Raw genomic sequence first — 25990 nt, 5'->3', positions numbered from 1 at the left:
GGCAGTGGCTTTACAGACGAGGGCTACTGCTTTGTCACACCATGGAGATTGAGCAGAAAGGAGGGTTGCAGCTTGAAGCCCTGTACGGCCGCGGTGGTGACCGCATTCTGCTTCCAGTTGGCAACGAAGAGCCAGGGCGCATCGTCATGCACGATCGCCTGCACCTCGCCGTAGAGCTTGCCGCGCTCGGCCTGATCCGTCGATACGCGTGCCTGTTGCAGAAGCTCGTCCACCTTCGGGTTCGAGTAATAACCCGAGTTGAAGCCGCCCTTGTCCGGCATCGCGTCCGTGCGCAGCGTCAGGTAGGGCACCGTGTCCGGATCGTTCGTCATCCAAGCCATTTCAGCCATGTCCGCCTTGCCCTCGAGACCCGGATTGACACGGCCGAGGAAGGTGTTCCACTCGTAGGTCTCGATCTTCACCGTGAACCCGACGGCCTGAAGGTCCGCCTGGATCGCTGCGCCCATGGTGATCGGATCGAGCATGCCGGAACCGCCCTCGGTGACGTAGAAGGTCAGCTGCGGATTTTCGACACCCGCCTCGGCCAGCAGCGCCTTGGCCTTTTCGGGATCGTAGGCATAAGGCTCGACAGCACTTTCCACCCAGTTGAAGGCCGGCGGAATCGGACCGGCCGCGACCGTCGCGGTGCCCTGCAGGACATCGTTGACGAGCGTTTCCTTGTTCACGGCATAATTGGCCGCCTGGCGCACACGCTTGTCGGCGAAGGGACCGGTCTTGGTGTTGAGAATGCCGAACCAGACATGCGGGCCGGCCTGTTCCGCAACGGCGAAATTGGCGTCCTGCTTGAAGGTCGCGAGATTGTCCGGCGGGACCTCCACCATGACGTCGATGCCACCGGCCATCATCTCCGCGACGCGCGTATTGGCATCCGTGATCGGCCGAAACACGACGGCCGCGAGGCTCGCCGCACCATCCCAGTAATCTGGGTTGCGGTCGATGACGACGCGCTGGCTCGACAGCCACTCGACGAACTTGAACGGCCCGGTTCCCGAGGGGCTGCGACCATAGTCCTTGCCATGCTGCTCAACCGCGGCAGGCGAGACGATCAAACCCGTCGGGTAGGCCAGATTGGAAAGGAACGGTGCGAAGGGCTCGCTCAGCTTGAACTCGACGGTCTGCGGATCGATCACGTTGACGGATTCGACCGAAGCGAAGTTGAACGACAGCGGGAATGGCCCGGTGTTGTAGAAGGGATGGTCTTTCTTCAGCATGCGGTCGAAGTTGAACTTCACCGCCTCCGCATTGAAATCCGAACCGTCATGGAACTTCACGCCCTGGCGAAGCTTGAACGTGTAGGTCTTGCCATCGTCGGAAATGTCCCAGCTTTCGGCAAGCGCCGGCTCGACCTCCAGCGTGCCGTCCTTGAAGCGCACGAGGCCGTCATAGATGTTGACGAGGATCCGGAAATCGTTGGTCGCGGTAACCGTGTGCGGATCGAGAGACTGGGGCTCGGCGATCTGGCCGACGACCAAAACATTGGGTGGTGTCTGTGCGGCGGCCGGCCCCGTGGCAAGCGCGGCGCAGGCAAGGGCAGCAGCCGCAAGGGCGCTCCGAAACAGCCTCTTCATGGGGAAGATCCTTTCGATTTGGCATCGTTCGTGAGCTGCTATTTATAACTACAAATACACTCCGTGCAATAATTTATCATGATTAAATTCCAAAACCGTGGATTGACGCGCCTCTCGCGCTCCGCGGAAAACTGATCAGGACCCGCCGGGCTCGTCCGCACTGAGATCCTGCTCGGCGCGCTCGACTTTCTGGCGGGTGAAGCCGCGCAGGCCCGAGACTTCCTCGGCGTCGCGCTCGATCTGCACCTCGCTCGCAGCATAGTGCACTACCAGCTTTGCAACCGACATCAGGGCATGGAGATGGATGCGCTCATAGCCGTGCGAGGCATCGACGCCGAAGGCCAGGAGCGCGGTGCGCACGTCATGCCCGGCTTCCACGGCGGAAGCGGCGTCGGAGCGATAATAGCGAAAGACGTCCTTCTGGACGCGGATGCCGTGCTCGCCGCACAGCTCATAGAGCTTTTTCGACAGGTGATAGTCGAACGGGCCGGTCTGGTCCGCCATGGCGAGCGTTACGCCGAACTCGTCGGAATTCTGGCCCGGCGCGGTCGTGCCGTTGTCGATGGCGACCAGCGAGGCGATATCCGGCACCAGAGCCGCCGATGCACCGACGCCGACCTCCTCGCCGATCGTGAAAAGCCAATAGGTATCGACCGGCGTTTCAATGGCCTCCCGCTGCATGGCCTCGAGTGCTGCGAGCATGATCGCCACCCCCGCCTTGTCGTCGAGATGGCGGGAAACGATGAAACCGTTGTCGAGAAATTCCGGCTGCGGATCGATGGCGACGATATCGCCGATGTCGATGCCGAGCTGCACGATGTCCTTCCGGTCACGCGCAAGCGCGTCGATACGCAACTCGATATGCCGCCAGCCCGACGGTTGCGTGTCGACCTCTTCGTTGAAGGTGTGGCCCGACGCCTTCAGCGGCAGGATGGAGCCGCGATAGATCCCCTTGCCGGAAAAGATCGAGGCGCGCGCGCCTTCGGCAAATCGCGCCGACCAATGGCCGATCGACACGAGTTCGAGCCGGCCGTTGTCTTTCAACGCCTTCACCTGCGCACCCAGCGTATCGAGATGCGAGACGATGCCGCGGGCCGGCCGCTCCGCAGCGCCGGGACGACGCGCACGGATTGCGCCGCGCCGTGTCAGCTTGACCTCCAGCCCGAGGCGCTCCAATTCGCGCGCCGTGTGGCGTACGGCTTCATCGGTAAAACCGGTGGGGCTCGGGATGGCGAGCAGTGCTTCCAGCCGAGCCCTGAGATAATCCGGGTCGATATTGATCGGTGTCTGCATGGGGGCGTTGTCGCAGCCAACACCGGTTTCGTCAACAATACGACGCCGGGCAGCGTCGCCCGCATCATAGCCGCGGTCGATCTGCTCCCATGGAAACGCCGGGCTTCCCGGACGAAAAATCACCCGGCACGATCGCCGCACATAACGCCAAATTGTTTTAACGGAATGGCAATTTTTACCATTCGGTAGAAATTTCTTCCGCTGCGGTAGACATTGCGGCAGCAATGTGCCAAATAATGTCCTTGTTGCGACAGTGTTTCATTTGCGACATCGATTTGTAACAGATCTCGCTTATAGGTCGCTCGAACCAGCATACATCAAACAAAGGAGAGTGCCTCGCTTCCGGAGCCGGGCCCGACACAATATGGCTTTTGCAACTGAGCGCGACCTTCCGGGCGACGAACGACCGGTCAAGATCAGCATCAGGAATGTCTTCAAGGTTTTTGGCGTACGTCCGGAACAGGCCCTCAACCTTCTCAATGCGGGCAAGACCAAGCAGGAAATCCACGCCGCGACCGGATGCACGATCGGCGTCAACGACGCCAGCTTCGATATCCGCGCCGGCGAAATCTTCGTCATCATGGGCCTGTCCGGGTCCGGCAAATCAACCATGTTGCGCCTTATCAACCGGTTGATCGAGCCGACCTCGGGAACGATCGAGATCGACGGGCGCGATGTCACTCGGATTTCACGCAGCGAACTGATCGCACTCCGGCGCCACCAGATCAGCATGGTCTTCCAGTCGTTCGCGCTGCTGCCCAATCGCTCCGTTCTCGACAATGCCGCCTTCGGCCTGGAAGTCGCCGGCGTCAGTGAGGCCGAGCGCAAGCAGCGCGCCCGCGCCGCCCTGAAGGCCGTCGGCCTCGAAGGCCATGACGACAGCCGGACCGACCAGCTTTCCGGCGGCATGAAACAGCGCGTCGGCCTTGCCCGCGCGCTCGCCGCCGAGCCGGCGGTATTGTTGATGGACGAGGCCTTTTCGGCGCTCGACCCGCTCATCCGCACGGAGATGCAGGACGAGCTGGTGCGTCTCCAGGCCGAGCACAGCCGCACCATCATCTTTGTCAGCCACGACCTGGACGAGGCCATGCGCATCGGCGACCGCATCTGCATCATGCAGAACGGCGAAGTCGTTCAGGTCGGCACGCCCGACGAGATCGTGCTCAAGCCGGCAAACGACTATGTTCGATCCTTCTTCCGCAATGTCGACGTCTCGCAGGTCTTCCGCGCCGGTGACGTCGCGCGCAAGACGCAGGTGACGATCATTGAGCGCCAGGGCGTGTCCGCTGCGGCCGCGCTCGAACGCATGAAGCATTTCGACCGGGAGGTCGCGATCATCCTCGGTCGCGACAAGACCTATCACGGCATGGTCAGCCGCGCGTCGCTGATCGAAACCGCCGGAAAGGGCGCAAGCGACCCGTACAAGCGGGCGTTTCTGCCGGACATCGAGCCGATCCCGGCCGCCGAAAGCCTGTCCAACGTGCTGGGCAAGGTCGCCTCCAGCGCCTGGCCGGTCCCGGTCGTCGACGACAGCAACCGCTATCTCGGCTCCATCAGCAAATCCGTGCTTCTCGAAACGCTCGACCGCACCGCCTGATCCGCCAGCCCGGAGATTTTTCCATGACTTTCGATATCGGAGACGGCGTCGACAGCGTCGTCAATTACATCCTCGACAATTTCAGCCCGTTGCTGGACACCATTGCCCTGATGATCGGCACCGTGACGGACGGAATCCAGAACCTGCTTCTCGCGACGCCGCTACCCGTCGGCCTTGCAATCTTTGTGTTGCTGTCGCTGTGGCGCGTCAGTTTCGGCTTTGCCGTGTTCACCGGCCTTTCGCTCTGGCTGGTCGGCCATATGGGCCTGTGGCAGGCGATGATGGAGTCGCTTTCACTGGTGATCGCCTCGACGCTGATCGCCATGGCGATCGGCCTCCCGCTCGGCATTGCCATGGCGCGCAGCAACCGGGCCGCGGCAGTCGTACGCCCGGTGCTCGACCTCATGCAGACCATGCCGGCCTTCGTCTACCTGATCCCCGCGGCCATGTTCTTCGGGCTCGGCGCCGTGCCGGGAACCATCGCGACCGTCATCTTCTCCATGCCGCCCGTGGTGCGCCTCACCAATCTCGGCATCCGCCAGGTGCATGTGGAATTCGTCGAAGCCGGCAACGCGTTCGGCTGCACCTCCTCGCAGCTTCTGTTCAAGGTGCAACTGCCGAACGCCATGCCCTCGATCATGGCCGGCATCAACCAGACGATCATGCTGTCGCTGTCCATGGTGGTCATCGCCTCAATGATCGGCGCCGGCGGCATTGGAAACACGGTACTCACCGGCATCCAGCGCCTCGATGTCGGCACCGGCTTCGAAGGCGGCATCGCCGTCGTCATCCTTGCCGTGATCCTCGACCGGATCACGCAGAGCCTCGGAAAGGAGCGCGCCGGCATCTGGCGCACCCTCTTCCGCCGGACAGCGCAACCGCAGGCGAACTCCCCGGCCACGGCCTGAGAACGTCCGGCTCGCGCTGAAAAATGGCGGCGCCCGCGCCGCCGAATGCGAACGTCCAAAGGAGCAAACATGTTCAAGACACTCGTTGCCATGAGCCTCACCGCAGGCCTCGCCACCGCTGCTTTCGGCACGGCTTTCGCCGAAGAAAAGGCGCCGGTGAAGATCGGGTGGGCCGCCTGGTCCGATGCCGAATTCGTGACCAAGCTTGCCGCAAAGCTCATCAAGGACGAACTCGGCCAGGAGGTCGAGCTGGTGCAGACCGACGTGGCCCCCCTCTATCAGGGCGTGAGCCGCGGCGACCTCGATGCCATGATGATGGCCTGGCTGCCCGCCACGCACGCCGACTACTTCGCCAAGGTGAAGGACAAGGTGACGACGCTCGGCACCGTCTATGACGGCGCGAAGCTCGGCTGGGTGGTCCCCAAATACGTGCCAGAGGATGCGATCGCCTCGATCGAGGACCTCAAGAAAGATGATGTGAAGGCCAAGCTCAAGGGACGCGTCGAGGGCATCGATCCCGGGGCCGGCCTGACGCGACTGTCGGAAAAGGCCGTCACGGACTACGGCCTTGACGGCTACAAGCTGCAGATTTCCAGCGAGGCCGGTATGCTGACGACGGTCGATCGGGCGATCCGCAAGGAAGAATGGTTCGTCGCAACCTCCTGGAGCCCCCATTGGATGTTCGGCAAATACGAGCTGCGCTACATCGCCGACCCCAAGGGCGCGCTTGGCGACGCCGAACATGTCGATGTGCTCGCCCGCAAGGATTTCGAGGAAGACAATCCGGAGGTGGCCGGCTTCCTGTCGCGCATGAAGCTGCCGATCGGCGATCTCGAGGCCGCGATGTTCGACGCCCAGGAGACCTCCTACGAAAAGGCCGTCGAGAAATACATCACGGACCATCCCGACCAGGTCAAGGCATGGCTCGGCAAGGAAGAAGGCTGACACCAGCGTTTGATACCCAATCCAGCTCCGTGGGGCGCCAGCCCCGCAGAGCACTCATCATGAACAGGAAGGACTTTTCCATGCATGACTATCCTGAAGACACCCTGATGCCCGCCGCGCCCGCCGGACTTAGAGACGACACGATCGGCGGCCGAATTTCGCTGGCACGCGACGCGATGGGCATGACGGTCGAGCAGATTTCCAGCGTGGTCGGCGTGACGACCGAAACGTGGACCAATTGGGAAAACGACCGCTCCGAACCTCGCGCCAACCGTCTCGACATGCTTGCGCGCATCCTCCAGATCAGCATCGCCTGGCTTATCGACGGCCAGGGCAAAGGCCCGCTGGAAGCGAAGTAAGACCCTGCATTCGACGAAGCCACCCCGGCGCGCCGGGCAATCGAAAGAGCCCGCCGCTCGAAGTAAGTGATGTCAAAGCGGCAAAACTCGTGCAAAAAAGACGGCATGCCCACCTGGCATTCCATGCGCCGAACAGCTGCCCGATACAGACACAAGCTGAAAACCACACGATGGCCGACCTCTACCGCAAATCGAAGCTGCTCCGTCGTTCCCGGGTTTTCCGGGGCTCTCTCTCCCTTTGGCGCCCGCGCCTCGTCTTCTGGTGCGGGGCCTTGGCGACCGGCGTGATCAGTGTCGGCTTTGCGAAACTCGCCGACTTCGCCCAGCACGCTTTCACGCGCCTCACGACGGCGGGCTCCTGGACGTTCCTGCTGCCGATGCTGCTGACGCCGCTCGCCTTCGCGCTGTCGGCCTATCTGTCGATGCGCTTCTTCCCCAACGCGCAGGGCAGCGGCATACCGCAGGCCATCGCCGCCCGACACCTGAAGGATGACGAGGATCGCGGAAAACTGCTGTCATTGCGCATCGCCTTCGGCAAGATTCTCCTGACCGTGCTCGGCCTCTTTTCCGGCGCCTCCATCGGCCGCGAGGGGCCGACCGTGCAGGTGGGGGCTTCGATCATGCTGGCCGTCGCCCGCTTCGGCGGCATGGCGCAGGCGAGAGGTTTGATCCTTGCGGGCTCGGCCGCCGGCATCGCCGCCGCCTTCAATACGCCGCTTGCCGGCATCGTCTTTGCCATCGAGGAAATGAGCCGCACCTACGAGGCGCGCGCGAACGGCCTCGTTCTCGTCGCGGTCATCCTGTCCGGCCTCGCCGCGCTCGGGCTTTCCGGCAGCTATCACTATTTCGGGTCCGCTTCCGCGGCCCCGGGCACGCTGCGGGACTGGAGCCTCGTGCTCATTTGCGGTGTTGGCGGCGGGGCGTTGGGCGCGGCCTTCAGTGGCATGGCACTGTATTTCGGGCAGCGCATCCGCCGGTGGGCGCAGCCGGCGCCGCTGAAACGCGTGGTGATGCTTGCCGTGTTTTGCGGGATCGCTGTCGCCACCATCGGCGTCGTCTCCGGCGGCAAGACCTTCGGAACCGGCTACGAACAGGCACGAGGCGCCGTACAAGGCGAGGCTCTTCCGCTGCTCTTCTTCCTGGAAAAATTCGCCGCCGGTTTTCTCTCCATGCTTTCAGGCATTCCCGGCGGCATCTTTGCACCGTCGCTGGCCGTTGGCGCGGGACTGGGCAGCACCGTCGGCTCGCTTCTCGGCACCAGTCTCACGCTCGCGGCAATTCTCGGCATGGCAGGATATTTCGCCGGCGTCGTCCAGGCCCCCATGACCGCCTTCGTCATCATCCTCGAAATGACCGGCGACCACGAAGCCGCCATCCCGCTGATGGCCGTCTCGATGATCGGCTACCTCACATCGCGCATCCTCTCGCGCGAGCCGCTCTATCACGGACTTTCCCGCGTCTTCATCGCCGCGGCGATCCGGGCGCGGCGAGCATCTGGTAAGAGCGTCGGCGAGGCAGAGCCGTCTCACTAACCTAGCATATTCACGCGACGGCGACCTATCGATTGCATTGTCGATTTGGGATTGGCCAAGATCGACAGCACCGGACCGGAGTCCCTCCATCTGGATCAGCAGCATAAACGTGTCGCCTCGGCAACGGTTATGAGCGATACGAATTCGAAGATCGCCCTTCCTATGCCATGTATTTTCACAGTGACATGTGAAAACGATCGACCGGCGGCCGCTCGGCAGTGCATTGACCATTGATGTCGGGCGCACCATCTAGGCGACATGCCAAAATCTGAAAAGAACGACGTCGAGTTGATGAGAAGGTGGACCCTAACACCCGATGCCACAATGGGGTCATCCGTTCGCGCAAAGGGTATCCTGCAGGAGGTACAAGCGCGTCTGCCCGCTATCTCGAAGAAAGCGATCTCGCTCGAAGGGGTTGATCTTGTTCTCGCGATGCCGACCGATGAAAGATTCGCTTTCAACGCCGCAGTGTCTGTGGTCACGCAAACGCTGGATGATGCGCCATTCCTACCTGTCATCCCGCGCGAAATTCAAGACATTCTCGGCATGAAGACCAGCGAGCGGCATCGCTGGCTTGCGGACGGGCGCCTACCTAGCGCCGGGACGAGGACAGTCAGGCTGGCCGGGCGGGCCCGCCAGATCACCTTCCATGTTTTCGAACCGTCAGTGGTGGACGAGCTCCTCAATCGTGGCGCTGTCGATGAGTGGCGGGTGGAAGATGCCGAAGCGAGGGCGGAGAAGAGGAATGCCACCTATTTGGCGCGGCCGTCGAAGAAAAGCAAGCGGTCGAAAAAGGCGGACAACGGCACAGGCGATCCCGCATCGGGCCTCCCGGGTTGGGAGGATTTCGACGCGGACGGATTGCTTCGTTGACGACCGGTGATTAAAGCGCGCACGGGCGCCATGCAAAGCAAGAGCCCGAGAGCTCTCGCCCTCTTGGCCCGGCCCGCAACGGTATGATAGTTAGGTCTTTAAAGGATCGATCCGTGACCGTTGAGCAGATAGCTCAAGCATCTGAAAAAGAACCGCGTCGTGGCACAACGTTGACTTATGGAACGACGCCGTACTTCGTGCTTCGCCGAACTCCAGCACAATGCGCACTGTCTTGTCCCTTGCCTTTGGACGCAGCTCGTAATCGAATATCGGCGCCAGTACACGGGTGACCAAGTGAACGGGACGAGTCATGAAATCAATCTTGCTGGCACTCTTGGTGTCGATGAGCGCTACACCGTTTTTAGCCGGTCTGGAATCTCATATTTCGATCCTTGAACCTGTCGAGACGACTGAAATCAAATCCTGGAGCGATGCATCGTCGGGTGATGTCGAGTGCCGGGAGCTTGCAGATATTGCCAACGCCTTTCTCTGCCTCACGCAGACCAGCGATTTGCTGACGCGCCTCATGGCACGGGCGTCTTACTTCAAGGAAGCATCTCCTCGCGGCCAGCTCATATCCGCGAAAAATGCGAGGTTCACGGAATCGGATCAGGCTCACTATGTCGGGCATGACACCGTTGCGGAGTTTATCAACGCATTCTACGCCAAGAGTGCTGAAAAGTGTGCAGGAGACCCGGAGCTTTGCGTCTCCCCTCTCGAAAAGGAGTTGTTCGAGAAGGTCATAAAACCACTGCACGAACGCCAGGTCTCGGATTTCGCAATCCTAGCAGTAGAGGCACGGGGTGAAGGCTTCATAAGCAATGTAACGCACGAGATACTTCATGCGCGCTATTACCTAAGCCCGGCTTATAGAAGCGTTGTGACAAAGTTCTGGAACGAAAATGTCATCCCTGACGATCGCGATAAGATACGCGTCTTTTTGGCCAACACCTACAATTTCGATGGCCCGGAAGGCGAAGCACTTCTGATAAATGAGTTTCAGGCCTACACCCTTGAAGAAGGTGCGGACAAGGATGTGTCCGGCTTTGCTCGTATTGAACGGACCTATGGCGTCCAATTGAGAGAAGCCTTGAGCAGGACCCGTTGAAAGGCAATGGGTCGCGCCCCCGTTTGGAAGGCTTCTTAGTGGCAAAATACCGTTGTCATCACGACGGAGCTCAATGAAAATTCCGGCTCTTCACCTTGAGCCGATCGATCAATAGATCGGGAATGAAGATATCCCGGGCCGGCGCTGCCGCCTTTGGCCTATCGCGCGAATCCGGCGCACCGCCTCCGTGAGCAAACTCATCGCCACGCCCATGTGGTAACGGAAACTGCTCATCCCGCTCGCCAAGCCTGCCGAGATCGTCGGAGAGATCGAACAGCCTTTGCGCAACGAGGTGGACCACATCGCCTTCCCGCTGGATCTTTCCGTTGATCGCGATCATGGAGGCTGACAGCACGAGCCTCCGTTGCCGTTCGAACACCGTCGGCCAGACCACGGCGTTCACGATGCCCGTCTCGTCCTCAAGCGTCATGAACATCACGCCCTTCGCTGACCCCGGCCGCTGGCGAACGAGAACGAGGCCGCCTGTCATCAGCCACCGGCCATCCCTTTCGGCCATGGCTTCAGCACAGGTGACCATGCGCTTGCGCCTCAGATCCTCCCGAAGGAACGAGATGGGGTGTTGCCGCAGCGTGAGGCCGACATGGGAATAATCCTCGACCACTTCGTGTCCCGCCCTCATCGGGGCCAGGCTGACGTCGGGCTCATCGATTTCGGCGACTTGCTTTGCCTCCCGCTCCGCGGCCGCGACCCAAAGCTCCAGGGGTTCGTCGCGTAACGCCTTGATCGCCCAGAGGGCATCCCGGCGCTGAAGATTGAGGGAGGGCAGGAAAGCATCGGCTTCCGCCAGTTTGACGAGGGACGCCGTCGGCACCGCTGAGCGCCGCCAGACGTCATCGACCGACGAGAACAGATCGTCCGCGCGCGCGGCAACGATCCTCGCCGCATCTGCCGTGGAGAGGCCTTTCACCATGCGCATGCCGAGACGGACCGCGTGGTATCGATGGCCATCCACCTCTTCCAAGGTGCAGTCCCAGCGGGAAGCGTTGATGCAGACCGGCCGCACCTCCACCCCGTGTGCCCTGGCATCAGCTACGATTTGAGCTGGTGCGTAAAACCCCATCGGCTGAGAGTTCAGGAGCGCGGCACAGAAGGCGTCTGGGTGATGGCGCTTTACCCAGCTGGAAGCATAGGCGATCAGCGCGAAGCTTGCAGCATGGCTCTCCGGAAATCCGTAGGACCCAAAGCCTTCAAGCTGACTGAACGTGCGTTCGGCAAACTCCGCGCTGTAGCCGTTCTTGACCATGCCGGTGACCAGCTTCTCCTTGAACTTCGATACGCCTCCAGTGAACTTGAACGTCGCCATGGATTTACGAAGCTGGTCCGCCTCGCCACCCGTGAAGCCCGCGCAGACCATGGCCACCTTCATCGCGCTTTCCTGGAACAGCGGCACACCGAGCGTCTTTGAGAGAACCGCCTCCAGCTCTGGCGTCGGATAGTCGACCTTTTCTTTGCCCTCGCGCCGGCGGAGATATGGGTGGACCATGTCGCCCTGGATCGGCCCGGGGCGGACAATGGCCACCTGGATGACCAGATCGTAGAAGGTGCGCGGTTTCAGTCGCGGCAGCATGGACATCTGCGCGCGGCTTTCGATCTGGAACGTGCCGAGCGTGTCGGCTTTCCGAATCATGGCGTAGGTGGGCGGGTCTTCAGAGGGTATCGACGCAAGATCCCGGGGGTCGCCCTTGTGCTCCGCCATCAGGGCAAATGCTTTCGACATGCAGGTAAGCATGCCCAGGGCCAGCACATCGACCTTCATGAACTTCAACGCTTCGATGTCGTCCTTATCCCATTCGATGACCTGGCGGTCATCCATGCGAGCCGGTTCGATCGGTACGAGATCGTCAAGTCGATCCTGCGTCAGCACGAAGCCGCCCGGGTGCTGGCCGAGATGCCGCGGGGCGCCCATGAGCTGCTGGGCGAGTTCCAGCGTCAGTTTCAGGCGATAGTCGGCTGTGTTCAGATTGTTTTCCTTGAGCTGACGTTCGGAGACACCTTCCGACCAGCCCCATACGCCTGAGGACAGTTGCCCGATCATGTCCTCCGGCAGCCCGAGCGCCTTGCCGACATCACGCAGAGCGCCCTTGGCGCGATAGCGGGTGACCGTCGAGCACAGCGCCGCCTTGCTCCGGCCATAGGTGTCATAAATCCACTGGATGACCTCCTCACGCCGCTCGTGTTCGAAGTCGACGTCGATATCCGGCGGCTCGTCGCGCTCCTGGGAGATGAACCGCTCAAACAGCAGGTCGTTGGTCTCCGGGTCGATCGACGTCACCCCGAGGCAATAGCAGACGGCGGAGTTTGCCGCAGAACCCCTGCCCTGGCACAGGATGCCTTTCGACCGCGCGAAACGGACAATGGAATAGACCGTCAGAAAGTACGGCGCATAGTTCATCGTCCGGATCAATTCGAGCTCGTGCAGAACGGACTTGCGCACCTTGTCCGGCAGGCCCTCGGGATAGCGATCTGCCGCTCCCTCCCATGTGAACTTCGCAAGCGACTGCTGAGGATCGAGACCAGGGACGATTGCCTCTTCCGGATATTGGTATTGCAGCTCGGAGAGATCGAAGCGGCAACGCTCGACAATCTCGCGCGTGCGGGCGAGCGCCTCCGGGTGTTTGGCAAAGAGCCGGTGCATCTCCTCCGGTGCCTTGAGGTAGCGGTCGGCGTGTCGTTCACGCTCAAAGCCCACATCATCGATCGTCGTGCGGGTGCGGATGCAGGTCACGACATCCTGCAACTGCCGGCGGCCGGGCTCGTGGAAGAGCACGTCGTTCGTGACGACCGTCCTGACCTTGAAGCGCGTGGCCATGGCCGCAATGCCATGAAGCCGGACCGCGTCGTTCGGCCGGCGCCGAAGGCACAGGCTGACATAGGCGCGATCACCGAACAGCTCGGCCATCTTTCGGAGCTGCACGCCGCAGGTATCGTCGGCCTCGTCGGGCACCAGCACGCCGATCATGCCGGCCGCATATTCCGACACATCCGCGAAATCGATCAGGCAATTGCCTTTCCCGCCACGCGATTTGCCGAAGGACAGCAGCCGGCATAAGCGGGAATAGGCTGGCCGATCCATGGGGTAGACGAGGATCGACATGCCATCCGTCAGATCCAGGCAACAGCCGACGACAAGCCGCACACCGGTCGCCTTGGCCGCCTCCCAGGCGCGCACGATGCCGGCCAGGCTGTTGCGATCGACGATACCGAGCGCGTCGATGCCCACGGCCGCAGCTGCTGCAAACAGCTCATCCGCGCTGGAAGCGCCGCGCAGGAACGAGAAATGGCTCGTGACCTGGAGCTCGGCATATCTCATCCGAACACCCCATGCAGGAACCAGAAGTGCGATCCGGTTTCGGGGTCGATGCCATCCCCGGCGCGAAAGACCCAGTAGCGTTCGCCCTGCTCGTCCTCGACGACGAAGTAGTCGCGCACGGCATGGAACTCGCGCGGCCGAAGCCACCATTCGCCGAAGATGCGCTCCGGTCCGTCGGCGCGCACGACCTTCCGACGTTTGCCGTGCCAGGTGAACACTGCTGGCGGCTGGTCCGGCAAAAGGGCGATGACCTCGATGCGTTCGGGGTTTGCAAACAACCGCGGCGGTCGCGGCCACTTGTTGGCCCAGGTCTGCCCGGTGGCAGGCGCCGTCGGCGAAATCCTCCTGACGGAACGCTCCGGCACGTCGGAAGCGACGGGCGTAACCCGGAAAAGCCGGTGGCCGTGGTTGCCGAGGATGTCGACGAGGGGTGTGATGTCGGCGATCTCCTCTTCAATGAGGGAAGACGCCACCTGCCGCTCCTCAAGTGGCTCGGCAAAGACCGCGACCAGAACCATCTTTTCGATACCAAAGCCCGGTTCAATGGTTTGGATACGGTCGCAGAGCAGCTTCGACAGACGCGATGGATCGCGGACCGGCTTTGCCAACCCGGCGCGAAGATACTGACGGGTGTTGTCTACGCGATGGATGATGAGGTCGCAGCGTCGCGCGCCAAGGCCGCTTTCCGCAAGTCGAGCCGACAGTTGCCCAACCAGTCGGCGGACATATCTGGCGATCGTGTCAGGCGCCCCGATGGGCTCGGCGAAACTTTTCGAAGCCTCGACAAGCTCCGGGATGCGGATCGGTTCGATCGGCTCGGCGACCCTGCCAAACATCTGGTCGAGCCGACGGGCAGGTTCCGGCCCGAACCGCAACGTCAGAGGCGCCCGCGGCATTGCGGAGAGCTTGCCGATCGTGTCGATCCCGAGGACCCGCAAGCCTTGGATAATCTCCGATGATAGCCGCAAGGCCACGAGCGGCAGATCGATCACCGTCCTCATGACGTGACCAACCGGAACAACCGTCGTCTGCGCGGCCAGGAGCCGGGCGAGCGCGTGCGCTGCACCCCATGTCTCGGCAACGGCCGCCCGCACCGTCAACCCATGGGCGTGCAGCCTGTTGACGAGACCGGAAACGAGAAGCTCCTCACCGCCCTGAAGATGGTCTGCCCCTTCGGTATCCATCACCAGGCCATCGCTGCCATCGACGGCGACGACAGGGCTGTATTGTCGGAGCGCCCATAGAGCCAGCTTTTCGAGCACGGCTGCGTCCTCGGCCGGCGCCGCGTCGACCATCAGGAGATCGGCAACCATCGCCTGCGCCTTGCTGGCGGGCATCCCCACCCGCAAACCAAGTTTGAGAGCGATCGGATCCGCGGCGGATATCCAGCGCTTTGAACCGCTGCGCGCTACCACGACGAGCGGCTTGTCAACCGGCAAGGGCTCCGAAGCGTGCCGTCTGATCCGATCGATCGGCAGAAGTGGGAAGTAGACAGATACGACCCTTGGCATCGGGAGCTCCAATTTCAAACTCGGCGCACTCACCCGCCTTTACACGCATCAATTCCGCCAGCCACCGGGACCTCCCAACGCCCGCTGCTGGCAATCTTTCCGACGGCAGGGTGCTGATGCGCCACCGCGTCGTCGAAGCCGTCGGCTGCCCATAGTCCGAGGCCTCGTTCTGCCTTCGCCATCGTCTCAGCACGATGCCCATGCATCCGCTCTTCTCTGCCGCCAGTTGCAGCCGCCGCGAGGCATTCATCGGCAGGCGGACCAGTTCGGCGACCACCGCCGATAAACCGCCAAAGGACAGCCCCTCCTCGACCGCCGACAAGACGCCTTCATCCCGATCGCTTTCGCAGAACACCACGCGATCCGGATGCAGCCCGGCTTGCGAGACCGCGGGAAAAAACAGGTCGCGGCGCGTCATGCACCACAGCACCCTGCCCTTGGTTCGCGCAGCAATCCCGGCCACGAAGAGTGCAGCCGCAGCGCCATCGACCGTGCCGCCTCCGCCGCCGGCAATCTCATGAAGCGCCCCGAAGGCCAGCCCGCCACCTGGAAGGGCCTGGTCCATCTCTGGAACAGCGAATGGCAGGACGGATCTCGCGCGCGCTTGCCCGCCTTCGAGCTGGCCGATACGCTCTCGAAGCTCGGCAAGCACAGGATTGAGGGCACGGTTCGACACGACGGAATTGACGCTCCTTCAGGGGTTTCCAGCCGTTATTTAAGCTGATATGTTCCTTTTTTGTTCCTAATGCCGTTGCGAGTCAATCCACTCGAAACGGCGTTGCCGGCCATGAAGGCTGCCTTTGACAAGTCGATTTTGTGGATTCCACAAGGCCGATCAAAGGGATGGGGAAAAGGAACGGCACAGGAATTTTTTCTTAGGAAAATTTGGGGCAGATGACGGCAGCCTATCTCGAAAAACTGAACGACCGGCAGCGCGAGGCGGTTGAGCATGGCGTTGGGCTGCCGGACGGTGCAATCGGCGGCCCACTGCTGATCATTGCCGGTGCGGGCTCCGGAAAGACCAACACCCTCGCCCACCGCGTGGGCCATCTCATCGTCAATGGTGCCGATCCACGCCGTATCTTGCTGATGACCTTCTCGCGCCGTGCCGCATCGGAAATGGCTCGGCGTGTTCAGCGTATCTGCCGGCAGGTGCTCGGAGACAATGCTGCGGTCATGACGGACGCCATGGCCTGGGCCGGCACCTTCCATGGTATCGGCGCACGGCTACTGCGCATGTATGCCGAGCAGATCGGCCTCAACGTCGATTTCACGATCCACGACCGGGAAGACAGCGCCGATCTCATGAACCTCGTTCGCCATGAGCTTGGTTTCTCGAAGACGGAAAGCCGGTTTCCGACCAAAGGGACGTGCCTTGCAATCTACTCGCGCGTCGTCAACTCCGAGAGTTCGATCAACGAGGTTCTGAAGGCATCCTACACCTACGTGCTCGGCTGGGAGGAGCAGTTGAGGCAGCTCTTCGCCGCCTATGTCGAGGCCAAGCAAGCGCAGAACGTGCTCGATTACGATGACCTGCTGCTCTACTGGGCGCAGGTCATGTCTGACCCAGAGCTTGCCGACGATATCGGTGGGCGCTTCGACCACGTCCTCGTCGACGAATATCAGGACACCAACCGCCTGCAGGCTGCCATTCTTCTGGGGCTGAAGCCCGGTGGGCGCGGTCTGACCGTGGTCGGGGATGATGCCCAGTCGATCTATTCCTTCCGCGCCGCGACCGTGCGCAACATTCTCGACTTTCCGAACCAGTTCTCGCCAAAGCCGGCCGACATCATCACGCTCGATCGCAACTATCGCTCGACGCAGCCGATCCTGGCTGCCGCCAACGGCGTCATCGACCTTGCTCGCGAGCGCTTCACGAAGAACCTCTGGACGGACCGAGAATCTGAACAACGGCCCGTGCTTGTGACCGTGAAGGATGAGACGGACCAGGCGAACTACATCGTCGAGCAGGTGCTGGCGAACCGCGAGGACGGCATGACGCTGAAGCAGCAGGCGGTGCTCTTCCGGACATCGAGCCATAGCGGTGCGCTGGAGGTTGAGTTGACCCGTCGCAACATCCCCTTCGTGAAGTTTGGCGGTCTCAAATTCCTCGACAGCGCCCATGTGAAAGACTTGCTAGCCAGCCTGCGCTTCGCGCAAAACCCGCGCGACCGCGTCGCCGGCTTCCGCCTTCTCCAGATGCTGCCGGGCATCGGACCACAGACGGCCGGCAAGATCCTCGATACGATCGCCGCCGACCCGGAGCCGCTTCAGTCGCTCGCCGAAATCCCACCGCCGCCCAAGACAGGCGAGGCATGGCCTGCCTTCGTTGAGTTGCTGTCGAGCCTTCGCAAGGCCGAGGGTGGATGGCCGGGAGAAATTGGCTTGGCGCGCACCTGGTATGAGCCGCACCTCGATCGCATCCACGAGGATGCCGATACCCGCAAAGCCGACCTCATCCAGCTTGAGCAGATCGCCGGCGGCTATCCTAGCCGCGAGCGGTTCCTGACCGAGCTGACGCTCGATCCGCCCGATGCGACCAGCGACCAGGCCGGCGTGCCGCTGCTCGACGAAGACTATCTGATCCTCTCGACGATCCATTCGGCCAAAGGCCAGGAATGGCGGGCCGTCTTCATGCTCAATGTCGTCGATGGCTGCATCCCATCGGACCTTGGTGCTGGAACGACGGCGGAACTCGAAGAGGAGCGGCGCCTGTTATACGTCGGCATGACACGGGCGCGCGACAATCTCTCCCTCATCACGCCGCAGCGGTTTTTTACGCACGGGCAGAACACGCAGGGAGACCGGCATGTCTATGCATCGCGGACCCGGTTCATTCCGGTGACGATGCTACAGTTTTTTGAAACGACGAGCTGGCCGAAGGTGTCGGCCGCCGCCAGCGAACGCAGCGCCCGCCAGATCAGGATCGACGTCGGTGCCCGCATGCGGTCGATGTGGACGTGATGGAACGCGGTCTGAACCTCATGTGGCCAGAAACATGATCGAGGACATTCAAACGGTGGTCAGGAAGATCATCCATGTCGACATGGATGCCTTCTATGCGTCCGTCGAACAGCGCGACAATCCGGAACTTCGCGGCAAGCCCGTTGCCGTTGGTAGCCCTGCCGCACGCGGCGTAGTGGCGGCCGCAAGCTATGAGGCCCGCGTCTTCGGCGTTCGCTCCGCGATGCCGTCCGTAACGGCCGCGCGCCAATGCCCGGGTCTTGTCTTCGTGAAGCCGCGCTTCGACGTCTATCGTTCCGTATCCGAGCAGATCCGTGAAATCTTCGCCGAATACACGCCCCTGATAGAACCGCTGTCACTCGACGAGGCTTATCTCGATGTCACCGAGAACCTGAAGGGCATGGCGATCGCCACCGAGATCGCGACGGAAATTCGCGCCAGGATCAGGCAGGCCACCGGTCTCAATGCTTCGGCAGGCATCTCGTACAACAAGTTCCTCGCCAAGATGGCGTCGGACCTCAACAAGCCGAATGGGCAAGCGGTCATCACCCCGAACAACGGTCCCGCCTTCGTCGAAAGCCTTCCGGTCAAGAAATTCCATGGTGTCGGTCCGGCGACAGCGAAAAAAATGGCTGCGCTGGGTATCGAAACGGGCGCTGACCTGCGGGACAAGTCGGTAGAGTTTCTGGTGGAGCACTTCGGAAAGTCAGGACCCTATTTCCATGGCATCGCCCGCGGCATCGATAATCGGCAGGTCAAACCGGACCGTGAGCGAAAGTCTGTCGGAGCGGAAGACACCTTTGCCATCGACATTGCCGACCTCGACGAGGCGAAGCGAGAGCTTGATCCGCTGGTGGCAAAAGTCTGGCGGTATTGCGAAGGCAATGACGTCTCCGCCAAAACAGTGACGGTCAAGATCAGGTTCGCCGACTTTCAGGTGATCACCCGCAGTCGAACCAATCCAAGCCCTTTCGCCGACGATGACGCGATCCTCGCTGCTGCCACCATGCTGCTCGAAGGCGCCCACCCTTTCCGTAAGCCGATCCGGCTGCTCGGCGTGACCCTTTCGGCACTCGGACAAAAGGGTGAGTCGGTGACGCAGCAGATGGAATTTCGTTTGTAGCGCGCCGGCGGATGACATTGTCGACCACGATAGGCGCGCTATTTTGCTGGCGATAGGATGGGGAGGAAGACACCCTATGTGCAATCTTTACCGCCTCGACGACAAGGATTGGGCAACCAGATGGGCGCGCGACGCCGAAAGCCTAATCAACCAGAGGCCCGTCTACCAGATGAACCCCGACGAGCTCGGGCCGATTATCCGCAATACCCCGGCGGGGAAAAAGCAGATTGCGCATGCCCGCTGGGGACTGCCCGCTCCCTTTTATGTGTTGAAGGGACTTGCTGAAGAAAAGGCACAAAAGCTCCGAGCGAAGGGCAAGGAGGTCGATTTTGACGATCTCCTTCGCAACATGCGAGATCCCGGAACGACGAATCTCCGAAAGCTTCAACATTGGAAGCAGTGGTTAGGCGTGGAACACCGCTGCCTCGTTCCCGTCACCAGCTTCGCCGAACCGGATCCGGCAAGCAAGACAGAAGGCGGGCACACGCCGAACGCCTGGTTCGCTCGCGATCAGAGCAAGTCGCTCATGTTCTTTGCCGGTGTTCACGTTCCGCAGTGGACAAGTGTCCGTAAGGTGAAGGACGGTCCGACGACCGACGATCTCTATGCGTTCCTGACCACCGACCCGAACGAGCTCGTCAAACCGATTCACAAGAACGCCATGCCGGTTCTGCTTCCGACAAAAGAGGAAACCGAGATCTGGATGAACGCTCCCTGGGATGAAGCTAAAGCTTTGGTCCGGCCATTGCCGGATGACGCCCTGATTGTGGCGTCGCGCGAGCCATATGGCACGACCATCGTCGACAAGACGGGTGAACCCGCGTCACAGCCGACCCTCTTCTGATGCAGTCAATGCACGGATGCGTCAGAACGCCTCTGCCGGAAATCCACCCTGACGACATTCTGGAAATCGTCCATCAGGGCGTCCGACTTGCCGCTCTCACCACTAAGCCCGGCGTCTTGCTCGTTTATGCTGACCGCAGGCTCTGTCTCGTTCGAGGCGCGCATAGCCCGAATCTTCCGCGACATGTGCACCACAAGCTTCTGGTAATACGCGACAATCTCCTTGTGCTCGCCGCGTGAGATGTACATTTCATCGAACCTCTTGGACATCACAGTCACCTCCTGTTGAGGTGACAAGTCTGCTGACCACCAATGGGTTCCTGACGCGCCTCGGTCATGCCTAACAGTCTCTAACCAAGTGAAGGAACCTTCCAGAGACGGTGGCATTCCCTCCGCGACAGCGGCCGCCCGCCTGTGCCGCTTGTGGAGGTCACTTGAAGATCGCAACCTACAACGTCAACGGTGTGAACGGAAGGCTACCCATCCTGCTCCGCTGGCTTGAGGAGGATCAGCCGGATATCGTCTGTCTTCAGGAGCTTAAAGCACCGAATGAGAGATTTCCGCGCCGTGAATTGCAGCATCTTGGTTATGAAGCTGTCTGGCACGGGCAGAAAAGCTGGAATGGGGTCGCAATCCTTGCCAAGGGCACAGTGCCGGTCGTGACACGGCGCGGCCTGCCCGGCGATCCGGATGACAAACACAGTCGCTACATCGAGGCCGCCGTCGACGGGCTGCTGATCGGATGCCTTTATCTTCCCAACGGCAATCCCGCCCCCGGCCCGAAATTCAATTACAAGCTACACTGGTTTGCACGGCTCCACGCTTATGCGGCCGAACTGATCGAACTTGGCGTTCCCGCGCTGCTCGTCGGCGACTTCAACGTCATGCCGACCGACCTTGACGTCTACGCGCCGGAACGCTGGCGTGACGATGCACTGTTTCGCCCCGAGGTGAAGAAAGCGTATGCTGGCCTTCTAGCCCAAGGGTGGACGGATGCAATGCGGCACCTCCATCCCGATGAACGGATCTACACATTCTGGAAATACTGGCGAAACTCGTTCGAACGAGATGCGGGATTGCGGATAGACCACTTCCTGCTGAGCCCTATGGTTTTGCCATGGTTGCGCTCGGCAAGCGTGAGGCGCCGGCCGCGAAGTTGGCAGCACACGAGCGACCACGCACCGGTTATGATCAAGATCAACCCGACCGATGCTACCCTTTAGACCGGAACGTGCGCGCCTGGACCGTTTGCAGCGTTTTGGCTCAACGCCGGGCTTAGTCTTGCAACAACCAGAACCAATAGACGGCTCACTTAGGCTCAAATCGCCTGAGCATTTGTCTCAGTTGATCGTTTTGAAGCCGCAGCTTCCCCGCCAGCAGGTATCGCAATTCACGAATCTCGCTGTCCAGCGCCCGAACGGGATCTGGTGTACTCGCGCGTTGCTCCGCCAAGTCCTCAGCCGACACCAAATCCCTGGTATACTCCGGCGCTTCCGCCTTGACCTTCCTTCGGGTGCTCGGCCGGGCCCTGCCTTTATGATTTTGCCGTTCGGCGACGATGGCAAGCACAGTGCGATCCCGGGCCAACACGGGGGCTTCGTTGGGCGGCATAAAGTCAGTCACTTCCGTCGCCATTACCAGCGGTGGCTCATGACGAGCTGTAGCTTCGGCCTTGGCAGCTTGCGACGCCGCCGATTGTGTGGACCCAGGTGCGGGCTCGCCCCCAAACGCTGATTCAGCAGCAGTGGGATTGGCTCCAAGCCCCTCGGCCTCGTTGGGGATTCCGGCGACGCTGCCTTGGCCAGCGTGCTGATCCGCAGTCTTTTCCCGATACAACAATCCGGTGAGAAGTTTCCAGGGCGATTTTACCATCGCTTTGCAACTCCCATCGTATCCTGCGCGCCGGTAACCCACTGGGCAGCAGAGACAAAGATTCCCATTGTCAGCGCTCCAGCACCATCGCGCTGAAGAGGACGGTCGGCCTGGCAGCCGACCAATCCTCTGGCATCAGGTCAGTCAAGACCCAGTCGCTTGCGAAGATCCGCATTCTCCTCGCGGAGCTTTTCCGCAAGCAGTTTCCGCAGTCGCTGGTTTTCCTGCTCAAGTAGGAGCAGATCCTTCATTTCCTCACCGGCCGCTTTTACAGGCGAGACAGCCTGCGAGGCAGGTTCGACAATCGACCCGACCGCATCCTTGGCTTTGCGTCCACCACGGCGAGCAGTTGGCTTCACCTCGGCTGTGGCATTTTTGCTACCTCTCTTCGCCCGTGTTTTTTTTACAACAGGCGTGTCGGCCAAAGCATCAGAGGTTACAGTTTCCAGCGCTGCCTTCTTGGCTCGTGGGCCACGCTTTTTGGGCTCAGGTGCCTTCGGAAGCGCAGTTTCGGATTCCGTTGACGCCAGTTCGGTCATGCTCGTTTCGTCGGCCATCTGTTTCTCCGGTAGAAAATTTGATGTTGTTTCTTGCAATAGATTTTCTGTTGACACCGGTACCTCGCGCATCGGCGTATCTGAATCAACGCCTTGCTCATCAGCCGGAGCCTTTTGAACGTCGCCGTCGTGTTTGGAGAACCGGCGCAAATCGACGTTGCCCCATATCGATTTGGATTGCGGTATGGGTTTCCGACGCGCACCCTTGTACTCAACGACAAAGTTCTTTTGTGGCTTTTTCAAATGTTCGAGGCTCCAGGTGCACTCAATTTGGTCATGCGCAAAGAGACATGTCTCGCACAGAATTGCAAACCCCCGGCCCTGCAAAAGGGAGTGTTTACCTACCAAAATATCAACCGACTGAGCCACCAGTACTCATCAGTGGCGCATGCCTTGAACCCCACTCGCCGGCCGACATGCCGATAGCGGCACTCAAAGAGGGATGATAAGAGGCTGGTACCTGGGTTTCACGGATTTCGAGATCATGCCTGACGCTTCGACCTTCCTGACCTTTCTTCTGGCGCTCGTCGTCCTTGAGATCACACCCGGCCCTGACATGATGCTTATCATCGCCCGGGGTGTGGGACAGGGGCACAAGACAGCCCTGTTGACGGTCGTCGGCATGATTTTTGTAGCGGGTGCGGTTCAGGTCAGCCTGCTGGTTCTGGGGCTGGCGTCGCTCTTGGCCGCCTACCCGTCGGCCCTTACCGTCCTGCAATGGGCGGGCGCTGCATACCTGATCTACCTTGGAGGCAGGATGATCCGGGCGAGCTTTGGAAAACAGTCGGCAGCAAGGCTGCAGGCCAGGCCGGTTTCAGCATGGAAGGCGGTTCGCGAAGGTACCTTGAACAGCCTGACCAACCCAAAGTCCCTGCTGTTCATGTTCACTTTCCTGCCGTTGTTCGTCGACCCGGCCCCAGGTCCTGTCTGGCTACAGCCTCTTGTCCTCGGATCAATCCAGAAACTCGTCGGCATCTTCTCGTTGGGTGGCGTCGCCCTTGCGTCCGGGACGGTCGGCCACGTCCTTCATCGCTGGCCGAAACTGCTGGCGTGGCAGGAGCGGTTCACAGGATTCGTGCTGCTGGGTCTCGGCATTCGCCTGTTTCTATCGGGAAGTCCATCGCCCGCGCCGGCGATCGCGAGGTAGTCGTCGAGGACGATTACCGGCGCCCGCGGTCGAGGTCAGCGTGGTCGAGATCGAAGTGATCTAAAACCAGTTGAACATTCCGCCGGTTCGACTTGAAATAGACGTCGAACACATCGCCAAGCACCGGCACGCTTCCCGCGACGGTGTCGAAGCCCACATTGACCAGCATTTTGATAAGTTTGTCGTTCGGCACGCCAAGACGGCGCGCCTCGTTGACGATGATGAGGCTCACCGCTGCTGCTGCAAAATCGCCGACACCGGGGATGAGACCAAGGAGGGAATCGGCACCGAGCGACACGCCCGTGCCGGGAATACGTAACGCCGTGTCCATCAGCCGCGCCAGTCCGCGTATCCGTCGAAGGCGTGCCAGTTGTTCAAGGGGTATGTGGTTCTTTTCCATATCCGTTATATGGTCGACGCGGGCCGTTGTTCAAATGTTATGCCGCACCCTTGGTCCGACTGCCACAATTCCGATAGCGATGGGCTTTGGTTCCGATGTGATAGAACGGAGCCTCGGCGGCGGCGAAGCCAGCATGCGCCACGCGTCATCTGCAGTCGTCGAGGTGTGTCTTGCCGGCCGCATTCGACGCTGACATCTGACACAGGACTTTAAGCCTTCTTGAGTGCCTCGGGTTTGTGCGCTGCCCGCTTGCCCGATTTGTCGCTTTCGACAATGAACTGCGGATCGCCTTTCGTGGCCTTGACGGTGTGGTCCTTGATCTTCGTTTCGCCGGTCTGCTTCCTAACGACCTTGCCTTCGGTTTCGCCCTGGCTCGTCTCCCATTTAACCTTGTCGCCTTTATTGAAACTTTCGCTCATCTTGGCCTCCAGCAACGTCAATCGGGACTTGCCACTGAGGGAGGCTTGATGTTTTCGGGCTCGCTTTCCCTGTCGCCGCGTGCGAATTCGTCGTCGGCTTGCTGATTGACCCGGGTCACCTCATCCGACTCTTGGTCGCTCAATTGCCCCTCCTCCCCGGCGCGCCTCCAATGGTCGGCATGTTGACCGTCCGGACGGCCCTCATCCTCCCAGATTTTATAGGCACGCTCACGTTGCCGCTGCTCCTTGTCCACCATTTCAATCTCTCGCGAGTTTTGAGCCGATCTACGAACGAAAAGCCCGGCATCGAGCCGGGCTTCAGGATTGCGGAAATGCTGATCAATGATGATGTTCGGGCATTTCCTTGAGCTTATCCTTGGTCCAGGTCGTCACCGCGTGAACGTCGCCGTCTTCGTCGCGCATGAACTCCAGGTCGGTTAGGGGAACGCCGACCGGCTTCGCCCCAATGCCAAGGAACCCGCCGACGTCGATCACAGCGGTGCTTCCAGAGCCAGCACCATGGACGTGGTCGAGGGTGCCGACCTTGTGGTCGTCTGCGCCGTAAATGGTTGCGCCTTCCAAAACGTCAGGCGTCAGTTCGGCAGCGGTGAGGCGTACGTGATTTGTGTGGTCCATGTCGGTTTCCTCCATATGGATTGGAGTTGACGAAACCCACATGGCTCACCTTTGTTCCGAGCAGACCTCGCTTGCGATTTTGCCGCTCTCAGTGCAACAGCGGCCCTCCAGTCGGCCATCATCAAAGAGACGGCGTCCAGTGCAGCTTTCGCATCGAATTCATCAGCTTTCCGGTCCTCACCACATCATCTCTGGTTGCCATCACCACACAGGGTTTATTTTAGAACCGCAGGAACGTCGTCCCTGATCAACGGTTTCTTGAGTCCAACCTCTCGAAAACGTGATCGGAACTTCAAATGGCTTCGGAAAAGACTCTCAACGACCTCTTCCTTGATACGCTCAAGGACATCTACTTCGCCGAAAAGCAGATCCTGAAGGCATTGCCCAAGATGGCGCGTGCGGCCCAGTCGGACGAAGCCAAAGCCGGCTTCCTGCAGCACCGCGACGAGACCCAGGGCCAGATCGAGCGCCTCGAACAGGTTTTCGAGCTGCTTGGCAAGCCGGCCCGCGGCAAGACCTGCGAGGCCATCCAGGGCATCATCGCGGAAGGCGAGGAGATCATGGAGGACTACAAGGGCACCGCGGCGCTCGATGCCGGCCTCATCTCCTCGGCCCAGGCAGTCGAGCATTATGAGATCGCCCGCTACGGCACGCTCAAGGCCTGGGCGGCGCAGCTTGGCCTCAAGGACGCGGTTCCGCTTCTGGAGGCCAATCTCCAGGAGGAGGTTGCAACCGACCGGAAGCTGACGGCCCTCGGCCAATCCTCGGCAAACGCCAAGGGTTCGACGAAGAAAGCCAGCTAGACTGGTCGCAAGCAGATCAGGCCGCCTTGCAGGGCGGCCTTTTTGTTTCCGCGCAACCTTGCCCTCAAACGAGTTCACCAGGAGCCGCATCCATGGCCAAGAAAAGAACCGCCGCCGCGCCGAGAGACGCAACCGACACCGCCACGATCCACGACGTGAAGCTGCGACGCGGTGCGGGTG

25 protein-coding genes are annotated in these 25990 nt (G+C 60.9%); 13 read left to right on the top strand and 12 right to left on the bottom strand.

Going from position 1 to position 25990, the window contains the following annotated elements:
• Positions 1–23 precede the first annotated feature (23 nt).
• Positions 24–1589, bottom strand: a complete 1566-nt coding sequence (locus tag GB927_RS20705; RefSeq protein WP_256119114.1) for an ABC transporter substrate-binding protein — start codon at positions 1587–1589, stop codon at positions 24–26.
• Positions 1590–1724: 135 nt separating this feature from the next.
• Complete coding sequence (locus GB927_RS20700; protein WP_256119113.1) at positions 1725–2882, bottom strand: osmoprotectant NAGGN system M42 family peptidase; 1158 nt, start codon at positions 2880–2882, stop codon at positions 1725–1727.
• 364 nt (positions 2883–3246) lie between these two features.
• Here GB927_RS20700 and proV point away from each other — a divergent pair, with 364 nt between their 5' ends.
• The 7 genes from proV to GB927_RS20665 all read left to right on the top strand — a co-directional run bounded on the left by proV (position 3247) and on the right by GB927_RS20665 (position 10204).
• Positions 3247–4479, top strand: coding sequence for a glycine betaine/L-proline ABC transporter ATP-binding protein ProV (gene proV / locus GB927_RS20695; RefSeq protein WP_256119112.1), 1233 nt, complete (start codon positions 3247–3249; stop codon positions 4477–4479).
• Between the two features lie 23 nt (positions 4480–4502).
• Entirely contained in the window at positions 4503–5387 is an 885-nt protein-coding gene (locus tag GB927_RS20690; RefSeq protein WP_256119111.1) for an ABC transporter permease, read from the top strand.
• Positions 5388–5456: 69 nt separating this feature from the next.
• Positions 5457–6332 (top strand): glycine betaine ABC transporter substrate-binding protein, encoded by an 876-nt coding sequence (locus tag GB927_RS20685; protein ID WP_256119110.1) that lies wholly within the window; start codon positions 5457–5459, stop codon positions 6330–6332.
• 80 nt (positions 6333–6412) lie between these two features.
• Positions 6413–6691: a helix-turn-helix domain-containing protein gene (locus tag GB927_RS20680; RefSeq protein WP_256119109.1), complete on the top strand. Its 279-nt coding sequence runs from the start codon at positions 6413–6415 to the stop codon at positions 6689–6691.
• 170 nt (positions 6692–6861) lie between these two features.
• Entirely contained in the window at positions 6862–8223 is a 1362-nt protein-coding gene (locus GB927_RS20675) for a chloride channel protein (RefSeq protein ID WP_256119108.1), read from the top strand.
• A 258-nt stretch (positions 8224–8481) separates the two neighbouring features.
• Positions 8482–9096 (top strand): hypothetical protein, encoded by a 615-nt coding sequence (locus GB927_RS20670; RefSeq protein WP_256119107.1) that lies wholly within the window; start codon positions 8482–8484, stop codon positions 9094–9096.
• A 310-nt stretch (positions 9097–9406) separates the two neighbouring features.
• The gene (locus GB927_RS20665; protein ID WP_256119106.1) at positions 9407–10204 is read left to right on the top strand and encodes a hypothetical protein; all 798 of its coding nucleotides are present in this window, start codon (positions 9407–9409) and stop codon (positions 10202–10204) included.
• A 70-nt stretch (positions 10205–10274) separates the two neighbouring features.
• Here the strand turns inward: GB927_RS20665 and GB927_RS20660 are convergent, their stop codons facing one another.
• Genes GB927_RS20660 through GB927_RS20650 form a run of 3 tightly spaced genes read right to left on the bottom strand, consistent with a single transcriptional unit; the run spans position 10275 to position 15722 of the window.
• Entirely contained in the window at positions 10275–13535 is a 3261-nt protein-coding gene (locus GB927_RS20660) for an error-prone DNA polymerase (RefSeq protein WP_256119105.1), read from the bottom strand.
• Positions 13532–15046 carry a Y-family DNA polymerase gene (locus tag GB927_RS20655; protein WP_256119104.1) on the bottom strand — a complete coding sequence of 505 codons (1515 nt, stop codon included), beginning with the start codon at positions 15044–15046 and terminating at the stop codon, positions 13532–13534. The genes GB927_RS20660 and GB927_RS20655 overlap by 4 nt, the downstream gene beginning before the upstream one ends.
• Positions 14964–15722, bottom strand: a complete 759-nt coding sequence (locus GB927_RS20650; RefSeq protein ID WP_256119103.1) for an ImuA family protein — start codon at positions 15720–15722, stop codon at positions 14964–14966. The genes GB927_RS20655 and GB927_RS20650 overlap by 83 nt, the downstream gene beginning before the upstream one ends.
• Before the next feature lie 218 nt (positions 15723–15940).
• Here GB927_RS20650 and GB927_RS20645 point away from each other — a divergent pair, with 218 nt between their 5' ends.
• The 3 genes from GB927_RS20645 (at position 15941) to GB927_RS20635 (ending at position 19977) form a co-directional block, all read left to right on the top strand.
• Complete coding sequence (locus GB927_RS20645) at positions 15941–18010, top strand: ATP-dependent helicase (protein ID WP_256119102.1); 2070 nt, start codon at positions 15941–15943, stop codon at positions 18008–18010.
• Between the two features lie 34 nt (positions 18011–18044).
• Entirely contained in the window at positions 18045–19133 is a 1089-nt protein-coding gene (gene dinB / locus GB927_RS20640; protein ID WP_256119100.1) for a DNA polymerase IV, read from the top strand.
• 76 nt (positions 19134–19209) lie between these two features.
• Entirely contained in the window at positions 19210–19977 is a 768-nt protein-coding gene (locus GB927_RS20635; RefSeq protein ID WP_256119099.1) for an SOS response-associated peptidase family protein, read from the top strand.
• Positions 19978–19982: 5 nt separating this feature from the next.
• On the opposite strand, the gene GB927_RS20630 is transcribed toward GB927_RS20635, so the two are convergent.
• Positions 19983–20246 (bottom strand): hypothetical protein, encoded by a 264-nt coding sequence (locus GB927_RS20630; RefSeq protein ID WP_256119097.1) that lies wholly within the window; start codon positions 20244–20246, stop codon positions 19983–19985.
• 164 nt (positions 20247–20410) lie between these two features.
• Here GB927_RS20630 and xth point away from each other — a divergent pair, with 164 nt between their 5' ends.
• On the top strand, positions 20411–21199 hold the full coding sequence (gene xth, locus GB927_RS20625; RefSeq protein WP_256119096.1) for an exodeoxyribonuclease III: 789 nt from the start codon (positions 20411–20413) through the stop codon (positions 21197–21199).
• An 85-nt stretch (positions 21200–21284) separates the two neighbouring features.
• On the opposite strand, the gene GB927_RS20620 is transcribed toward xth, so the two are convergent.
• A complete protein-coding gene (locus tag GB927_RS20620) occupies positions 21285–21848 on the bottom strand; it encodes a hypothetical protein (protein WP_256119095.1) in 564 nt (187 codons plus the stop codon).
• Between the two features lie 140 nt (positions 21849–21988).
• Positions 21989–22774, bottom strand: a complete 786-nt coding sequence (locus GB927_RS20615) for a transcriptional regulator (protein WP_256119094.1) — start codon at positions 22772–22774, stop codon at positions 21989–21991.
• Between the two features lie 115 nt (positions 22775–22889).
• On the opposite strand from GB927_RS20615, the gene GB927_RS20610 reads away from it, so the two are divergent.
• Positions 22890–23552, top strand: a complete 663-nt coding sequence (locus GB927_RS20610; protein ID WP_256119093.1) for a LysE family translocator — start codon at positions 22890–22892, stop codon at positions 23550–23552.
• A gap of 13 nt (positions 23553–23565) precedes the next feature.
• Here GB927_RS20610 and GB927_RS20605 read toward each other — a convergent pair whose 3' ends face one another.
• The 4 genes from GB927_RS20605 to GB927_RS20590 form a co-directional block, all read right to left on the bottom strand.
• A complete protein-coding gene (locus GB927_RS20605; protein WP_256119092.1) occupies positions 23566–23952 on the bottom strand; it encodes a DUF4112 domain-containing protein in 387 nt (128 codons plus the stop codon).
• A gap of 209 nt (positions 23953–24161) precedes the next feature.
• The gene (locus GB927_RS20600) at positions 24162–24371 is read right to left on the bottom strand and encodes a hypervirulence associated TUDOR domain-containing protein (protein WP_256119091.1); all 210 of its coding nucleotides are present in this window, start codon (positions 24369–24371) and stop codon (positions 24162–24164) included.
• Between the two features lie 17 nt (positions 24372–24388).
• Entirely contained in the window at positions 24389–24628 is a 240-nt protein-coding gene (locus GB927_RS20595) for a DUF2934 domain-containing protein (RefSeq protein WP_256119090.1), read from the bottom strand.
• 82 nt (positions 24629–24710) lie between these two features.
• Entirely contained in the window at positions 24711–25007 is a 297-nt protein-coding gene (locus tag GB927_RS20590) for a PRC-barrel domain-containing protein (RefSeq protein WP_256119089.1), read from the bottom strand.
• Positions 25008–25303: 296 nt separating this feature from the next.
• Here GB927_RS20590 and GB927_RS20585 point away from each other — a divergent pair, with 296 nt between their 5' ends.
• Positions 25304–25810, top strand: coding sequence for a YciE/YciF ferroxidase family protein (locus GB927_RS20585; RefSeq protein ID WP_256119087.1), 507 nt, complete (start codon positions 25304–25306; stop codon positions 25808–25810).
• Positions 25811–25990 lie beyond the last annotated feature (180 nt).

This window comes from Shinella lacus, assembly GCF_010994755.1.
In the GTDB taxonomy this organism is placed as follows: domain Bacteria; phylum Pseudomonadota; class Alphaproteobacteria; order Rhizobiales; family Rhizobiaceae; genus Shinella; species Shinella lacus.
Note: the sequence above shows the minus strand (reverse complement) of the source record. Positions and strands in the feature narration are given on the sequence as shown.